The organism is Streptococcus pseudopneumoniae, from assembly GCF_001072925.1.
In the GTDB taxonomy this organism is placed as follows: domain Bacteria; phylum Bacillota; class Bacilli; order Lactobacillales; family Streptococcaceae; genus Streptococcus; species Streptococcus pseudopneumoniae_Q.
Map to the genome: position 1 here is coordinate 73,045 of NZ_JVHE01000119.1, position 16,369 is coordinate 89,413.

The following is a 16,369-nucleotide window of genomic DNA, read 5'->3' on the forward strand; positions in this document are numbered from 1 at the left end:
TGTTGGTGGGCTATATTGTAATAGTTGACTATTTCATCACGAAAATTTGAACAATCATGATGATATAGATGAGCAGTGTTAGTAAAAATCCAGCTCGCCAAAAGAATTTAATAAATTTTGGATAATAAAAACTACGTTTTTTATTTAAGAAGAAAAAGACTAACACAATTGCTAGTATTGATAAGGCCGTTCCCAATACTGGAAGTTGATTGTGTGTGAACATCTTAGCCGTAATCAAATAGTATTCAAAAATTAGAAAAGGAAAAGCTAAATCAGCAGCATTGATGCCCCTTTTTTTTAACTTAAAGAGTCTGCTTAAAATAATCGCCAGAGCTAAGGTTAGTACCAAAAGCAAGATGGAAGCAAGTTTCATTAAAATCATACCATTATTGTATCATAAAATTTAGAGAATAGAAAAGTAAATTCCTTGATTTATCACTGTTTTAGCAAAAAATCATTGATAAGAAACAGATTTTATAATTTCTGCTTGATCAGAATAAATCATGTGTTCGATACAATGATAGTTTGAGTCCTCAATATAAATCTTTTTTATGTTCACTATAGAAAATATATATTAGTCAGAAGTGAAGAATAGTAGTAGAATGAGTAGCAAATAAAACAAAGGAGTTTCTTATGAAATTAGTTACTTTATGGTCAAAACTCTCACTAGGCATTCAATTATTGGTGGCTTTGGTCTTTGGTGTTATCGCTGCCCTTATCTGGCCACAATTTGCAGGCTTTTATCAATTTTTAGGTCAAGCCTTTATTAAATTGATCAATATGGTTATCATTCCACTAATCTTCCCGACTATCGTTGTTGCAGTAGCCAGCGTTATCGGGAAAAAATCTTTCGGGAAAATCTTGACCAAGAGCTTGGTTTACTTTTTTGCCGTGACAACTGCTATTACGCTCTTGTTTGTATTTGCTAGTTACTATTTAGGATTTGGACAAGGTGTGAATATTGGTCAAACTGGTGGGAACCTTGATGGTATCGCCAACAATGTAAAATTTAGCGAATTTCTCCTTGGTTTTATTCCATCAAATATTGTCAAATCTCTTTCAGACGGCGCCCTATTGCCGATTATCGTTTTTGCTATCTTTCTTGGTTACGGAATTGGTAACCTTAAGTCTGATAAATCTCAGAAAATCATCGAAGGTTTCCAAATCTGGATTGAAGCTATTTATAAGATTGTTGCAGTGATTGTTAAACTATCACCGATTGGGATTTTTGGATTTATCGCCAAAGATGTTGCAACGACTGGTGTTGACAAGTTGATTGGGCTTGGTCAATTTGTAATCGGAACTTATTTGGCTTATGCTGTTTTGGTTCTCCTTATTTTCCCTTTGATTGCTGTCTTCTTTAAAGTACCGTATTTGTCAGCCTTTCGTGAAAATTGGAGCCTCTTGACACTGGCCTTTGTTACTGGTAGTTCTAGTGTTGTCTTGCCTTCACTTCTTAAAGATTTGAAAAAACAGGGGCATGACGAGCACACGATTGATTTAGTTGTTCCTTTAGGATATACTTTTAACTTAGAGGGAGCAGTAGTTTATTTCTCTGTAGCTACGATTTTTATCGCGCATGCCTACGGCATTCAATTTTCTTTATCAAGTCTCTTGTTTACTGTTTTGCTTTTGACTTTGATTGGAAAAACTGCAGCAACTGTGCCATCAGGGGCTATCGTGGTTCTACTTGCTGCAGCACCTCAGTTGGGCTTGCCAGTTGAAGGAGTAGCCTTGATCTTTGCAGTTGATTTCTTTGTCAATGCTGGCCGTACTATGATCAATGTTTTGGGTCAAATCTTAACAGTTAGCGTTATCGAAAAAACAGAAGGATATATTTTAGAAGAAGAAAAGGAAAGCCAATTATCAGTCAGCTTTTCTTAAGGAGATGATAAGTAATGAGTGAAGCAAAAGTTTATGTGATTCATGAGAATCTTGAATGGACTCAGCATTTGGTCAAATGGTTGGAAGAACTAGAAGTCCCTTATGAACTGTGGGATTTATCTAGTGGTATATTGGATCTTCAAAGTCCACCACCACAAGGTATCTTTTACAATCGCATGTCTGCGTCTTCTCACACCAGAGGGCATCGCTATGCACCCGAATTTACAGAGCAGGTGATTACATGGTTAGAAGCTCACGGACGCAAGGTTGTGAATGGTACTGGTGCTATCAACCTTGAAATTAGTAAAGTCAAACAATATTTGAAATTAAACGAGTCTGGTATTGAGACTCCTGCGACAGTTGCAGTTTTGGGGCAAGAAAATATTATTGAAGCAGCAAGAAAATTGAACATCTATCCTTTGATTACTAAGCACAATCGAGCAGGTAAGGGATTAGGCGTTCAACTCTTCCAAAATGAAGAAGAATTGGAAGCTTATGTCAATAGTCCTCTCTTTGAACCATCAGTGGACGGGATTACCTTGTTACAAGCCTACATCAAACCAAGTGATGGCCGTATTCGTCGTTCAGAGTTTATCAGCCAGAAGTTCCTTTATACTGTTTCAATTGATTCTTCAGATGGTTTCCAACTGTGCCCAGCAGATGGTTGTCAAATTGGCAAGAGACTAGAACAACTAGAAACATCTGAGAAATTCCAGATTACAGAACCTCTACCAGATGACCGAAGAGAAGCTTATGAAAACTTCCTAAAAAATGCTCAGATTGATGTTGCTGCTATTGAATGGGTTCAGTCAGAGAGTGGTGATATTTATGTTTATGATGTAAATACCAACACAAACTACAATCCTACCGCAGAAAAAAATGCCAATATTTTTGCTCACCAACATTTGGCTCACTATCTAAAAACAGAATTGCAAGCCCTAACGAGTGGACAATAAAGTAGGAAATTCAAAAATCCCCCAGTATTAAATGACTGGGGGATTGATTTGTTTATACTCTTCGAAAATCTCTTCAAACCACGTCAGCTTCCATCTGCAACCTCAAAATAGTATTTTGAGCTGCCTTCGTCAGTTCTATCCACAACCTCAAAACGGTGTTTTGAGCAACCTGCGGCTCGCTTCCTAGTTTGCTCTTTGATTTTCATTGAGTATTAATCGATAAAAATTATTGCTTTGCTTTAAAGTCTGGATCCTTAAGACTTTGGACACTCGCATTGATCACTGCACCGATAATCAATATCTTGGCAATGATTATAAACCAGAACATCATGACAACAACGATGATGGAACTGAAAAATCGAACGTCGACTAGATAGTTGACATAGTTATTGAAATAAGCTGAAAAGATCGTTAATAGAGATATGAGAGTAAGAAGTACGAACAGACTTCCAGGAAGGACATAACGAATACGACCGACTTTCACATTTGGAAGGAAATAATAGAGCATGATTACGATTGCAAAAAGAAAGGCATAAATCAGAGGTCCTGTAAAATCTTGTAGATAAGAAAACAGAGCACTCTCGGATTTCCAGTAGTTTTTTAGCAGATCCAACAACATATGACCAAACATACTTAGGAATAAGGCAAGAGCAAAGAGAATTTGAAGTCCCAAACTAACTAGGAGACTCATCAGTTGGTGTGAGATAATTCCTCTATTTTTTGCAATTCCATAAGCTTTATTAAAAGATTTTTGGAGGAAATTCATGGATTTTGAAAAGGTCCAAAGAGCTGATATTACCGCAAAACTCAAGAGTCCAGCAGATGGTTGTGTCAGCACTTCACGAGCAATCTTTGCTACTACATCATAGATCGTATCTGGTAAAAATTCCTTTAGTGTGATCAAGAAATCAGAGATTGGAATTTGAAAATAAGGCAAGATATTGACGGCTATCATAAGTAAAGGGAAGATTGAAATCAACCAATAATAAGCCACAGCTACACTGGTTAATTCAATATCTGAAACATGATAGTAGTGTAAAAAAGCTTTTAATAAAGGCCTATTGGTTAGTTGTTTCCACAACTTTTTCATTGCATAATCCTCCACAATAATAACCTAATACTCAATGAAAATCAAAGAGCAAACTAGGAAACTAGCCGCAGGCTGTACTTGAGTACGGCAAGGCGACGTTGACGCGGTTTGAATTTGATTTTCGAAGAGTATAAATCTTAATTTCTGCGAACTAATTCCATCATATCATAAGGTAATGTGTTGGCTGATTCTTTTAGGGAATAAGTTTCTAGGTTGTTTACATTTTGTCGTAGTTTTTTAGCATACTGGGCTGAAATGAGTTTTTGTTTCTCGTATTCAAAGATGGACTTACGTTCTAGATAGTATCCTCTTAACATTTCGTCGATATTATTGGGTTTGATACGATTGATAACCCGTTCCACAAAGGCACCACTGGTAATATGACTGGTTTCACGGAGACGTGATTCCTGCATAAAACTAATCAAGGAACTCTTATAAATCCCTTTGAGGTTTTCTAAACTTTCGATGATGATTTCAGTGTTGGCTAGATAGAGCTCTGCAATTTGATCATAATCGATGGCAAGAAGTCTTTGGTTTTCCTTGTCTCTCCAAGAACGAAAGGTTTTTCCAAATGTGACCAACTCATGAAAGAGAAAGCGCACAATCCGTATAGAAACAAGGAAGTAGTAGGTTAGGCGAGAAGCAAAGTTTCGCTTAATATTTTTCTCCATGCTTTTCAAGTACCGTTGATAAACACGATAACCTCTTTCACCGATTTTGCCTTCTTCATAGGCCTGTTCCAAACCATCGTTCTCGATACTGAGAATCAAGAGTTTCAGAGCTTCCCAGTCTTCTTGGATTTCTTTATTTTCTTGACTTAGAATGAGATTTTCAATCCGTCCATGATAGTTATCAATCGCAGCATAGAGGGGAACCTTGTTTTTAGTATGGTCCAGATCTCTCTCTAACTCCATGGCAACATCATTTAGGATTGCGATGTGCATGAGATGATCCTTAGATGGCTCTTGCTCTTCAGAAAGATGTGGCAAGACCAATAATCCAGTAAGAAAACTGACCAGGGTTACACCAGCTACGAGGAAGAGAAGGAGCGGATATTCCTGCTCTAAGTTAGACGGTATCAAGAGGATAGTAGCAATAGAAACGGTTCCCTTAACTCCAGAAAATGTTAGAAGGAGCATATCTTTGACATACTTGTGGAGACTTTTTTGAAGTTTCTTTATTCGAAACGCGTAAAAGCCGTAAATCATCACAAAGCGGATGGCAAAGAGTAGGAAGGTTAAAAGAAAGACTGTGACGAGAAGAAGCACATTGTTATAAAAAGCACTCTTAAGAATCGGCTCAGCAATCATCTCCAGTTCCATTCCTAACAGTACGAAGACAGAACCATTGAGCATAAAGGTAACAGTGTGCCAAACGGTCTCGGTCACTGTATCCACTTGAGCTTCGAGAAGATTTATCTTTTTAAAACGACTAGCTTTTAAAATACCAGCGACAACGACCGCGATAATTCCAGAAACGTGAATCTCTTCAGCGATGAAGAATGTTAAAAGTGGTAAACTGAGATCTAACAGAAGTTCACTGGCTATATCAGTAGCTCGAACACTGAGTAGAAAAGTATGGAGGAAACGATTGATTAAGGCTGTTATAAAGCCGACTGCAAAACCTCCAACGATGGAAATTGCTAATGATGTACCAGCTTGGGTAAGTGAGAAAGTCCCTGTTGTCCATGCGATGAGAGCAACACGAAAGGCAATTAGCCCAGAAGCATCATTAAGGAGTCCTTCCCCTTTTAAGATATTTGAAATTCGTTTTGGAAAGGTAAATCGTTCAGAAAGGGAAGCAAAGGCAACCAGGTCAGTAGGACCAAGTGCAGCCCCTACGGCTACGCAGGCAGCTAATGGTAAGCTCGCCCAAAGAACATGGGCAAGTCCTCCCATGCTCAATGTTGATACAAAGATAACAGGGAAAATCAGGTAGAGAACGATTTTCCAGTGTTTTAAGATAGAGGTTACATCTGCTTCTTGAGCTTCTCGAAAGAGAAGCGGACCAATCACTAAAGCTAGAAATAGTTCAGTGTCTAGGTGATATTGGTTGTTAGGCAAGCATAGGCCAATCCCGATGCCCAGTAAAATCTGAATCAGGGGCATGGGTAAAAAGGGAAGCAGTTTATTGGTCGTACTAGAAACAATGAGAACAAGTAAAAATATCAAGAGATAAAACAGTAAATCCATCTTCTACCTCCTTATTTTTGTTTTCGACAAGCTTCAAAAAGTTCCTTTTGTTCTTGGATTTTTTGATCAATCTTCGAGCAGTCCTTGTGCTCGATTTTCTTCTGACAACGCTCCATTTCAAGTGTAATCATTTTTTTCTTGATTTTTAGCATCTTTTTGCTCATATGAGCTTCATCTAACATACCAACTGCCCGTTCATGTTGTGTTGATTCGACAAATTTGTGGCGAAGACCTTCTATTTTATCTCGTAGGTATTGTTTATCCATGGCGATACCTTTCTAATTTTTCAATCATGACTAAAAATGGTGGATTGTTGATTTGGTTGAGGGTACGATAGATCGTAGCAGTGTATTCTTGTTGTGGCAACTGACTGACAAAATCTAAGACAGCATCTCGCTCTATATCTCCGCCTTCATGCCCGTAGTAAATCATAATGGCTATACGTCCGCCCTTAATGAGCATTTGGCAAAGCTTATCCAGTGATTCAATGGTTGTTTGTGGTTGGGTAATAATGCTTTTATCAGCTGAAGGAAGATAACCTAGATTAAAGATGGCCACCTTGACTTCTGTCACAAATTGATCCACAGTTTCATGACCTTGCAGGATTAATTCTGCATTGGTCAAACCAGCTTCTTGTAGACGTTGGCTAGTCTTTTCTAGAGCTTGTTCCTGTATATCAAAAGCGTAGACTTGTTTAGCTAACTTAGCTAGAAAAAGGGTATCGTGGCCATTTCCCATGGTCGCATCAACGACAATATCCTCTTGGGTGATGACTTGGGCAAGAAAATCATGTGCCATTTCAAGTGGTCTTTTCATTATCAAACTCCTGTTTTACAGCCTTACAACCTTGTACACTACCTCGACGTCTCATTTCAGCCTCAATGCTATTTAGAACTTCCCATTTATTGAGACTCCACATAGGACCAATCAACATATCCCTAGGCGCATCACCTGTAATCCGATGGATAACGATATGTTTGGGAATAATTTCTAGTTGGTCACAGATAACCTTGACATATTCATCCTGACTCATGAGCTGCAAACGACCTTCATGATAATCCCTTTGCATCCGAGTATTGGTCATGAGGTGAAGTAGGTGAAGTTTAATTCCTTGGATATCATTGTCCCTTACACAACGCCGAACGTTTTCCACCATCATTTCATGAGTTTCACCTGGCAAACCATTGATCAAATGGGCAACAATCTCGATTTTAGGATATTTTCTCAAGCGCTTGACAGTCTCCACGTAGAGTTCATAGGAGTGGGCGCGGTTAATCAATTCTGAAGTTTCTTCATAAGTAGTTTGTAAACCTAACTCTACGGTAACATGCATTCGCTCTGATAATTCTGCCAAGTATTCAATTGTTTCATCAGGAAGGCAATCTGGTCGAGTTCCGATATTGATGCCGACAACCCCAGGTTCGTTGATAGCTTGTTCATAGCGTTCGCGAATCACTTCTAGCTTTTCATGTGTATTGGTAAAATTTTGGAAATAAACCAAATATTTTTTAACTTCAGGCCACTTACGGTGCATGAAGTCAATTTCCTTATAGAATTGCTCGCGGATAGGAGCATCAGGAGCAACGATTGCATCTCCAGAACCGGAAACCGTGCAAAAAGTACAGCCCCCATGTGCTACAGTTCCGTCGCGATTGGGGCAATCAAAGCCAGCATCAATAGGGACTTTAAAAGTCTTTTCTCCAAATAAATTTCGATAGTAATCATTCAAGGTATTATAGGATTTCATAGCTAATATTATATCAGAAAAGCCCTACAAACTCAAAAAAGGTCAGTAAGAGAGAGCGTGCCTAGAAAGTGAAACGAAAGAAAAAGTCAAAATTTTTTTATAAAAGCCTTTACAAAAAAATAAAAAGTGGTAGAATTAAATCATAAACAAGCGCAAACGTTTTCGTAAAACGTTTGCCGAATAAATATAAAGGAGATTTGAATGATGAAAGATACATTCAAAAATGTCTTGTCTTTCGAATTTTGGCAGAAATTCGGTAAGGCTCTAATGGTGGTTATCGCTGTTATGCCAGCGGCTGGATTGATGATTTCAATCGGTAAGTCACTTGCAATGATTGACCCAAACCTTGCTCCCCTAGTTATTACTGGTGGCGTACTAGAGCAAATTGGTTGGGGGGTTATCGGTAACCTTCATATTTTGTTTGCCCTTGCTATTGGAGGAAGCTGGGCTAAGGAACGTGCTGGTGGTGCTTTTGCGGCAGGTCTTGCATTTATCCTTATTAACCGTATCACTGGTACAATCTTCGGTGTATCAGGGGATATGTTGAAGGATTCTAACGCTATGGTTTCAACAATCTTTGGTGGATCTATCAAGGTTTCTGATTACTTCATTAGCGTACTTGAGGCACCAGCGCTTAACATGGGGGTATTTGTAGGGATTATCTCAGGTTTTGTTGGAGCGACTGCTTTTAACAAATACTACAACTTCCGTAAACTTCCTGATGCACTTTCATTCTTTAACGGGAAACGTTTTGTACCATTTGTAGTTATTCTTCGCTCAGCAATCGCTGCAATTCTTCTTTCAGCTTTCTGGCCACTGATTCAGACAGGTATCAACAACTTCGGTATCTGGATTGCCAATTCACAAGAAACAGCACCAGTACTTGCACCATTCTTATATGGTACTTTGGAACGCTTGCTCTTGCCATTTGGTCTTCACCACATGTTGACTATCCCAATGAACTATACAGCTCTTGGTGGTACTTACGATATTTTAACTGGTGCAGCAAAAGGCACTCAAGTATTTGGACAAGATCCACTTTGGCTTGCATGGGTAACAGACCTTGTAAACCTTAAAGGTACTGATGCTAGTCAATACCAAACATTGCTAGATACAGTTCATCCAGCTCGTTTCAAAGTTGGACAAATGATTGGTTCATTCGGTATTTTGATGGGTGTGGCTGCTGCTATTTACCGTAATGTTGAAGCAGACAAGAAACACCAATACAAAGGTATGATGATTGCGACAGCTCTTGCAACTTTCTTGACAGGTGTTACTGAGCCAATTGAATATATGTTCATGTTCGTTGCAACACCTCTTTACCTTGTCTACGCTGTTGTTCAAGGTGCTGCCTTTGCTATGGCTGATATTGTTCACCTTCGTGTGCACTCATTCGGTTCAATTGAATTCTTGACTCGTACTCCACTAGCTATCAATGCTGGTCTTGGTATGGATATCATTAACTTTATCTGGGTAACAGCACTATTTGCAGTTATCATGTACTTTATCGCCAACTTCATGATTCAAAAATTCAACTATGCTACTCCAGGACGTAACGGAAACTACGAAACTGCTGAAGGTTCATCAGAATCTGCTGCTTCTGGTGAGTCAAAAGTTGCAGAAGCTTCTCAAGCTGTTAACATCATTAACCTTCTTGGTGGACGTGCTAACATCGTTGATGTGGACGCATGTATGACTCGCCTTCGTGTTACTGTAAAAGACGCTGAAAAAGTTGGAACAGAGGAACAATGGAAAGCTGAAGGAGCTATGGGACTTGTCATGAAAGGACAAGGTGTCCAAGCTATCTACGGACCTAAAGCTGACGTTTTGAAATCAGATATCCAAGACCTTCTTGACTCAGGTGAAGTGATTCCTGAAACTCTTCCAAGTCAAATGGCAGCAGCTCAACAAGATGCTGTTGTATACAAAGGTGTTACTGAAGAAGTATACTCAGTTGCTGACGGTCAAGTGATTGAATTGGATCAAGTTAAGGATCCTGTATTCGCACAAAAAATGATGGGTGATGGATTTGCAGTGGAACCATCAAACGGAAACATTGTATCTCCAGTATCAGGTACTGTATCAAGCATCTTCCCAACTAAACACGCTCTTGGTCTTGTGACTGAAGCAGGCCTTGAAGTACTTGTTCACATTGGTTTAGACACAGTCAGTCTTGAAGGTAAACCATTTACAGTTCGTGTTACTGAAGGACAACAGGTTGCAGCTGGTGATCTTCTTGTCACAGCTGACTTGGGTGCTATCCGTGAAGCTGGTCGTGAAACCACAACTGTAGTTGTCTTCACAAATGGTGATGCGATCAAATCAGTTAAATTAGAAAAAACAGGTTCTCTTGCTGCTAAAACAGCAGTTGCAAAAGTAGAATTGTAATATTTAGGAGGTTGGAAGCTGTTTCCAACCTCTTGTTTAATAGGAGAAAAGCATGAAGTTTTTAACACTCAATACCCATAGTTGGATGGAAAAAGATCCTGAACAAAAGTTTCAACTTTTACTTCAAGATATACTTGAAAATGGTTATGATTTGATTTGTTTTCAAGAAATTAACCAGGAAATTACTTCAGCGCAAGTAGAAGCTGGTGTACTTTATCAGCCATTACCATCTGCTGAGCCGATTCATCAAGACCACTATGTGCGACTTTTGGTAGAGAAGTTGGCTGAGCAAGGTCAAAACTATTATTGGACTTGGGCCTATAACCATATCGGTTATGATCGTTACCATGAAGGTGTTGCAATCCTATCTAAAACACCAATTGAGGCGCGTGAAATTTTGGTTTCAGATGTAGATGATCCGACAGATTACCACACTCGTCGAGTTGCTCTAGCAGAGACAGTAGTTGAAGGTAAAGAACTTGCAGTTGCCAGTGTCCATCTCTCTTGGTGGGATAAAGGCTTCCAAGAGGAATGGGCGCGCTTTGAAGCAGTTCTGAAAGAATTGAACAAGCCACTCTTGCTAGCAGGTGATTTTAATAATCCTGCAGGTCAAGAGGGCTACCAAGCTATTTTAGCTAGTCCACTAAACTTACAAGATGCATTTGAAGTTGCAAAAGAAAGAAGTGGTAGTTACACTGTTCCGCCTGAAATTGATGGTTGGAAGGGAAACAGCGAACCTCTTCGAATCGATTATATCTTTACAACAAAAGATGTGCAGGTAGAAAAACTTCACGTAGTCTTTGATGGTAAAAACAGTCCACAAGTTAGTGATCATTACGGTCTACAAGCAACACTATCTTGGAAAGACTAAATAAGGTATTTTAGTAAAAACAATCAAGCCCCCCTTCTACAAACAGAAGGGGGAATTTAATTTAAAGAGTTAATATAGTTAAAGTTTTTTATTGAATAACTTGTAAAAAAAGATAAAATCCTTTAAAATAAAAAGTGTTGGAGGAATTTATGATTGTAAATCAAATAAAGCGTATGATCCCGACGCTAAAGGTAAATAATAGAAATTTAAATGAGTTGTTTTATATTGAGACTTTGGGGATGAAACCCTTGCTTGAAGAGTCAGCCTTCTTATCACTAGGAGACCAATCAGGTATTGAAAAGTTAGTTTTAGAAGAGTCACCAAGTATGAGGAGCCGTAAGGTTGAAGGGATTAAAAAATTAGCTAGATTACTTGTAAAGGTAGAGAAGCCATCTGAGATTGAAGCACTACTAGCTAGAATGGAAGAAATCCCTCAACTCTATAAAGGAAATAAGGGATATGCTTTTGAGGTTCTTTCTCCAGAAGGGGATTGTATTCTTATTCATGCTGAAGATGATATCAAGGATTTGAAAAAAGTTGAGGAAGAAGTCACTTTTGCAAAAGATGAGAAACTGAGATATTTGACAGCTTTTGAAATCTCGGTGGAAATCAACTTACCAGATGAGACATCAAGCCTACTTGAAAAAGAAGAAATTGAAAACCGACTAGCTTTTAATCAAACTCAAGGGAGCGATTTACTGGTTGAAAATAATGTAACTTGGGACTTGTCTATGTTGAAATTTCAAGTAGAGAATTTGGATTTGCCTGTATTGCGTCAAAGATTTGAAGAAGCTGGTTACTTTATTCCAAAATCTGAGAAGTTTTTCCTAACTAAGGATACCAACAATATTGAATTGTGGTTTGAAGCAGTATGAAACAAAAAATCATTCAAAAAATAAAGCAACAAATTGAGGCAGGGATTTATCCTGGTGCCTCTTTTGCATATTATCAGGATGGCGTTTGGTCTGACTGGTATCTAGGAGAATCAAATCCACAAATTGGTGAGCAGACTCGTGAAGGCTTGGTCTATGATTTGGCAAGTGTCAGCAAGGTTGTTGGAGTAGGAACGGTCTTAACCTTCTTGTGGAAGGAAGGCAAGATTGAGTTAGATAACTCCATAAGAGACTATCTTCCAGAGGCGGATTACCCAGACATCACCATTCGACAACTCCTAACGCATGCAACGGATTTAGATCCTTTTATTCCTAATAGAGATCAGCTTTCAGCAGATCAGTTAAGAGAAGCTATGTTTCATCTGAATCGCCGAGAGAAGAGAGCCTTTCTATACTCAGATGTGCACTTTCTCTTACTAGGTTTTCTTTTAGAATCTTATTTTGAAAAGGACTTGGATCAGATTTTACAAGAGCAAGTGTTGAATCCATGGAAGATGAAGGAAACTCAGTTTGGTCCAGTTAACTGTGCTGTTCCAACGGTCCGTGGACAGAAAGCAGGAGTGGTCCATGATCCCAAGGCTCGTTTGCTTGGAAAACATGCAGGTAGTGCAGGCTTGTTTTCAACAGTTCATGATTTAAAAATCTTCTTAGAGCATTATTTGCAAGATGATTTTGCTGAAGGATTGAGTCAGAATTTTTCGGATCTGAGTGATAAAGAACGCTCATTGGCCTGGAATCTTGAAGGTGATTGGCTGGACCATACAGGCTATACTGGAACCTTTATCATGTGGAATCGTAAGAAACAAGAAGCTGCTATCTTTTTATCCAATCGAACTTATGAAAAAGATGAGCGTGCTCAGTGGATATTGGATCGTAATCAGGTCATGGACTTGATTCGAGAGGCAGACTAGGGAGGAAGTATGTCAAAAGCTTTAAAAGGAACTCTTTATACAGTCATTGCAGGTATTGCTTGGGGCTTGTCGGGAACCAGTGGTCAGTACCTGATGGTTCACGGGATTTCAGCTCTCGTTCTGACCAATATCCGCTTGATAATCGCTGGATTACTCTTGATTCTTCTTGCCTATACTAAATCAAGGGATAAATTTATGGCCTTTCTGAAGGATAAATCAAGTCTGTTTTCTCTCTTGTTATTTTCTTTATTTGGTCTTTTTCTAAATCAATTAGCTTATCTATCAGCTATTCAGGAGACTAATGCTGGGACAGCGACAGTCCTCCAGTATGTCTGTCCAGTTGGAATCCTTGCTTACACTTGTATCAAGGATAAGGTGGCTCCGACGCTTTCAGAAATCATCTCTATGTTTTTAGCTATAGGTGGGACCTTTCTCATTGCAACCCATGGGCAATTGGATCAACTCTCGATGACTCCAGCTGGTCTATTTTGGGGTTTGTTCTCGGCCCTAACCTATGCTCTTTATATCATTTTACCCATAAAATTGATTCAAAAATGGGGGAGCATTTTGGTTATTGGTGTTGGAATGACCATCTCAGGTATACTAGCAGTACCTTTTACGGGGCTTATCGGGGCCAGTATTCCCATATCTTTTGATATCTTTCTAGCTTTTGCTGGTATCATTCTGATTGGAACGGTCTTTGCCTATACAGCCTTCCTCAAGGGAGCTAGTATGATAGGACCAGTCAAGTCTAGCCTTTTGGCTTCGATTGAGCCTATCTCGGCAGTATTTTTTGCCTTCATGATTATGGGGGATATCTTTTATCCTGTAGATTTTCTTGGTATGGCAATGATTTTACTAGCCGTGACTATCATTTCTTTGAAGGATTTGATGCTAGAAAAGAAACATCATTCCGTTTAATGGATTAAACCAGTCTTTGATAAGGCTGGTTTTTAATCTTCCAGCAAGTTGGTTCATATAACTTTAAGAATGAATGTTTACAATCAATCCATACATTTAAAGAGAAAGGAGGAAATATGAATTTGCTACAAAGTATTCATCCATCAAAACCTTTAAGATACTTAAAATGGTTCGATATCCTCATCATCACTGTTTTAATGTTTGGAGAGTTTATCATTCGTTCTACCCAGCAATTTATGGAGAGTTTATCGACTTCAACTCTTACTAGTGTCACAGAAACTACGACAAATGTAGCAAGTGATGGGGCAGCTTATTCTAGTAATTTCAATTTTCAATTGATGATGTTAGGGATTACCTTCCTTTATCTTGTGATTCGAAATTATGATTTTAAACAGCTTCCTATACGTTGGAGCTGGTCTGTTTTAATTTGGGTTCCCCTTATCTTTGCTGTAGTTGGTATCTTTGGTGATATCATTACAACCCTTAGTGGTGAGTATAACTACTTCAACCCCCAACTGCTTCCTTTTATAGACCCTATGGAAATCATTCGAAAATTCATGGCTTTAACGCCGATGGCGATTTGCTATGCTTTATTAAATGGTTTTTACGAAGAATTTTTCTTCTTGGGCTTACTGACTTCAGTAAAAGAAAAGCGCAAGTGGTTGGCTTTGGTCTACTCGGTAATTATACGGATTTCTTTCCATACCTATCAAGGTTTACTCTGGGCCTTGGTTATTGGGCTTGTTTATGGTCTCTTTTATTATTTCTTGTACAAGTATGTAGTAAAGAATTTACTGCCATTTTTTCTCATGCATGCTCTAGCAGATATGTTTGGTTCAAGTCTCTTGTATCTTTTGATTGCTTGGGGAAATTAAGAAATCAAACTTTTTGACAACAGTCCAATGAGTCACTGTATCAAAGTCTTCTTGTTCATAAAAACGAGGTCGGGATTTTTGGTCCCGACCTCTCGTTGATTCTATATGGATTAGTCATTGTTTTCGTATGGCAAGATCAAGTTTAGGATGATACCTGTCATAGCTGATAGGGCAGTACCTGAAAGGGTAACTGGTCCAAGTTTAAGGATAGCACCACCAAGTCCAAGTACCAACATAGCACTTGCGATGATAAGGTTGCGCATTTGACCGAAGTCAACACGTTCTTTGATCAAGACTTTCAAACCGTTACTTGCGATAACCCCGTAAAGAAGGATAGACATACCACCAAGTACAGCGTTTGGAATTGTTGAAATCAAGGCAGTGAATTTACCAAGGAAGCTGAGAGCAATTGCGATAAAGGCAGCGTTACGGATAACTGAGACAGAAGCGATACGAGTCATACCGATAACCCCTGTATTTTCACCGTAAGTTGTATTTGCTGGTCCACCGAGGAAGGCAGAAACAGATGTTGCAATACCATCACCAAGAAGGGTACGGTGAAGACCTGGTTCTTTCAAGAATTGGCGTCCACAGATTTGACCTAGAACGGTGTGGTCTCCGATATGTTCAGAAATGGTTACGATTGCGATTGGTAGGATGGCAATTGTTTCAGGACCGAAGTAAAGGTCGTATTGTTTGAAGGCACCACCTGTATTGAATGGTAGGTAGAAACCAGGGATTTCAAACCAGTTAGCTTCAAGAACAGGAGTGAAGTCAACCAATCCAAGTGCTAGTGCAAAGAGATAACCACCGATAATGGCAAAAAGGAATGGGATGATTCGTAGGAATCCTTTTCCTTTTGTATTGATAAAGGCAGCAATCAAGAAAGTAACAACGGCTACAAGAGCGTTTTTCCAGTTTCCGTCAGCTACAAGACCAGCGTTGGTAACAGCTGAACTAGCAAGTCCAAGACCGATAACGATGATCATAGGACCGATAATGATTGGTGGTAAGAGTTTGTCGATCCATTTTGTACCTGCAAAGCGCACACTTGCAGCAACAAGGACATAAACAAGACCAGTCAGGATAACCCCTGTCTGAGCAGCAGATACATCACCACCCATTTCTTTCATGGCAAGTGACATAGCTGTGATAAAGGCAAAAGAAGAACCCAGATAAACTGGAACTTTAAAGCCAGTAGAGATCATGTAAATGAGTGTTCCTACACCTGATGCAAAAAGGGCAACCGATACAGGCATTCCCAAAATCAAAGGTACCAAGATGGTTGCACCAAACATGGCGAATACGTGCTGGAAGCTAAGAAGAATTCCCTTTCCAGCTGAAGGACGTTGGTCAACGTCTAAAAGCAAATCAACAGTTGATTCCTGTTTCATATTAACCTCACTTTTGGGCATCAAAAAAGAGCCCATTATTTTATAGCAATAGGCTCCCAGAGTAAGACCTCTCTAAAACAAGACTCCTTTATCAAGTTTTAAAGAGTTTTATATAGATCTGCGCCTTCGTCACCTCACGGGATGACATTAAAAACCTTTGCTTAGGATAGTATAGCAGAAAAAAATGATTTTGTAAATCATTTTTTCCTGAGCCTTGAAACGAGAAAGCGAGGTATGATTTTGTAAA

15 protein-coding genes are annotated in these 16,369 nt (G+C 39.0%); 8 read left to right on the forward strand and 7 right to left on the reverse strand.

What is annotated here, in order from left to right:
- Window positions 1–28: 28 nt before the first annotated feature.
- Window positions 29–382: a DUF3397 domain-containing protein gene (locus ADH81_RS09600; protein WP_060955976.1), complete on the reverse strand. Its 354-nt coding sequence runs from the start codon at window positions 380–382 to the stop codon at window positions 29–31.
- Between the two features lie 251 nt (window positions 383–633).
- Here ADH81_RS09600 and ADH81_RS09605 point away from each other — a divergent pair, with 251 nt between their 5' ends.
- A complete protein-coding gene (locus ADH81_RS09605) occupies window positions 634–1,884 on the forward strand; it encodes a dicarboxylate/amino acid:cation symporter (protein ID WP_049528632.1) in 1,251 nt (416 codons plus the stop codon).
- A 14-nt stretch (window positions 1,885–1,898) separates the two neighbouring features.
- Entirely contained in the window at window positions 1,899–2,840 is a 942-nt protein-coding gene (locus tag ADH81_RS09610) for an ATP-grasp domain-containing protein (protein WP_049528633.1), read from the forward strand.
- Window positions 2,841–3,066: 226 nt separating this feature from the next.
- Here the strand turns inward: ADH81_RS09610 and ADH81_RS09615 are convergent, their stop codons facing one another.
- The 5 genes from ADH81_RS09615 to ADH81_RS09635 form a co-directional block, all read right to left on the reverse strand.
- On the reverse strand, window positions 3,067–3,930 hold the full coding sequence (locus tag ADH81_RS09615; RefSeq protein ID WP_049528634.1) for a YihY/virulence factor BrkB family protein: 864 nt from the start codon (window positions 3,928–3,930) through the stop codon (window positions 3,067–3,069).
- A gap of 137 nt (window positions 3,931–4,067) precedes the next feature.
- Window positions 4,068–6,122, reverse strand: coding sequence for a cation:proton antiporter (locus tag ADH81_RS09620; RefSeq protein ID WP_049528636.1), 2,055 nt, complete (start codon window positions 6,120–6,122; stop codon window positions 4,068–4,070).
- 11 nt (window positions 6,123–6,133) lie between these two features.
- A complete protein-coding gene (locus ADH81_RS09625) occupies window positions 6,134–6,388 on the reverse strand; it encodes a hypothetical protein (protein ID WP_006150587.1) in 255 nt (84 codons plus the stop codon).
- On the reverse strand, window positions 6,381–6,938 hold the full coding sequence (locus tag ADH81_RS09630) for a tRNA (mnm(5)s(2)U34)-methyltransferase (protein ID WP_049528638.1): 558 nt from the start codon (window positions 6,936–6,938) through the stop codon (window positions 6,381–6,383). Before ADH81_RS09630 ends, ADH81_RS09625 begins: the two co-directional genes overlap by 8 nt.
- Entirely contained in the window at window positions 6,922–7,869 is a 948-nt protein-coding gene (locus ADH81_RS09635; protein ID WP_049528640.1) for a TIGR01212 family radical SAM protein, read from the reverse strand. Before ADH81_RS09635 ends, ADH81_RS09630 begins: the two co-directional genes overlap by 17 nt.
- Before the next feature lie 201 nt (window positions 7,870–8,070).
- Here ADH81_RS09635 and ADH81_RS09640 point away from each other — a divergent pair, with 201 nt between their 5' ends.
- The 6 genes from ADH81_RS09640 (at window position 8,071) to ADH81_RS09665 (ending at window position 14,728) form a co-directional block, all read left to right on the forward strand.
- Complete coding sequence (locus tag ADH81_RS09640) at window positions 8,071–10,257, forward strand: PTS transporter subunit IIBC (RefSeq protein WP_152904405.1); 2,187 nt, start codon at window positions 8,071–8,073, stop codon at window positions 10,255–10,257.
- Window positions 10,258–10,309: 52 nt separating this feature from the next.
- A complete protein-coding gene (locus tag ADH81_RS09645) occupies window positions 10,310–11,128 on the forward strand; it encodes an endonuclease/exonuclease/phosphatase family protein (RefSeq protein WP_049528642.1) in 819 nt (272 codons plus the stop codon).
- A gap of 149 nt (window positions 11,129–11,277) precedes the next feature.
- Entirely contained in the window at window positions 11,278–12,003 is a 726-nt protein-coding gene (locus tag ADH81_RS09650; RefSeq protein WP_049528645.1) for a CppA N-terminal domain-containing protein, read from the forward strand.
- Window positions 12,000–12,932 (forward strand): serine hydrolase domain-containing protein, encoded by a 933-nt coding sequence (locus tag ADH81_RS09655; RefSeq protein ID WP_049528647.1) that lies wholly within the window; start codon window positions 12,000–12,002, stop codon window positions 12,930–12,932. The genes ADH81_RS09650 and ADH81_RS09655 overlap by 4 nt, the downstream gene beginning before the upstream one ends.
- 9 nt (window positions 12,933–12,941) lie before the next feature.
- The gene (locus tag ADH81_RS09660; protein WP_049528649.1) at window positions 12,942–13,853 is read left to right on the forward strand and encodes a DMT family transporter; all 912 of its coding nucleotides are present in this window, start codon (window positions 12,942–12,944) and stop codon (window positions 13,851–13,853) included.
- A gap of 116 nt (window positions 13,854–13,969) precedes the next feature.
- Window positions 13,970–14,728, forward strand: coding sequence for a CPBP family intramembrane glutamic endopeptidase (locus ADH81_RS09665; protein WP_049528652.1), 759 nt, complete (start codon window positions 13,970–13,972; stop codon window positions 14,726–14,728).
- A gap of 110 nt (window positions 14,729–14,838) precedes the next feature.
- Here the strand turns inward: ADH81_RS09665 and ADH81_RS09670 are convergent, their stop codons facing one another.
- Window positions 14,839–16,122 carry a uracil-xanthine permease family protein gene (locus ADH81_RS09670; RefSeq protein WP_049528655.1) on the reverse strand — a complete coding sequence of 428 codons (1,284 nt, stop codon included), beginning with the start codon at window positions 16,120–16,122 and terminating at the stop codon, window positions 14,839–14,841.
- Window positions 16,123–16,369 lie beyond the last annotated feature (247 nt).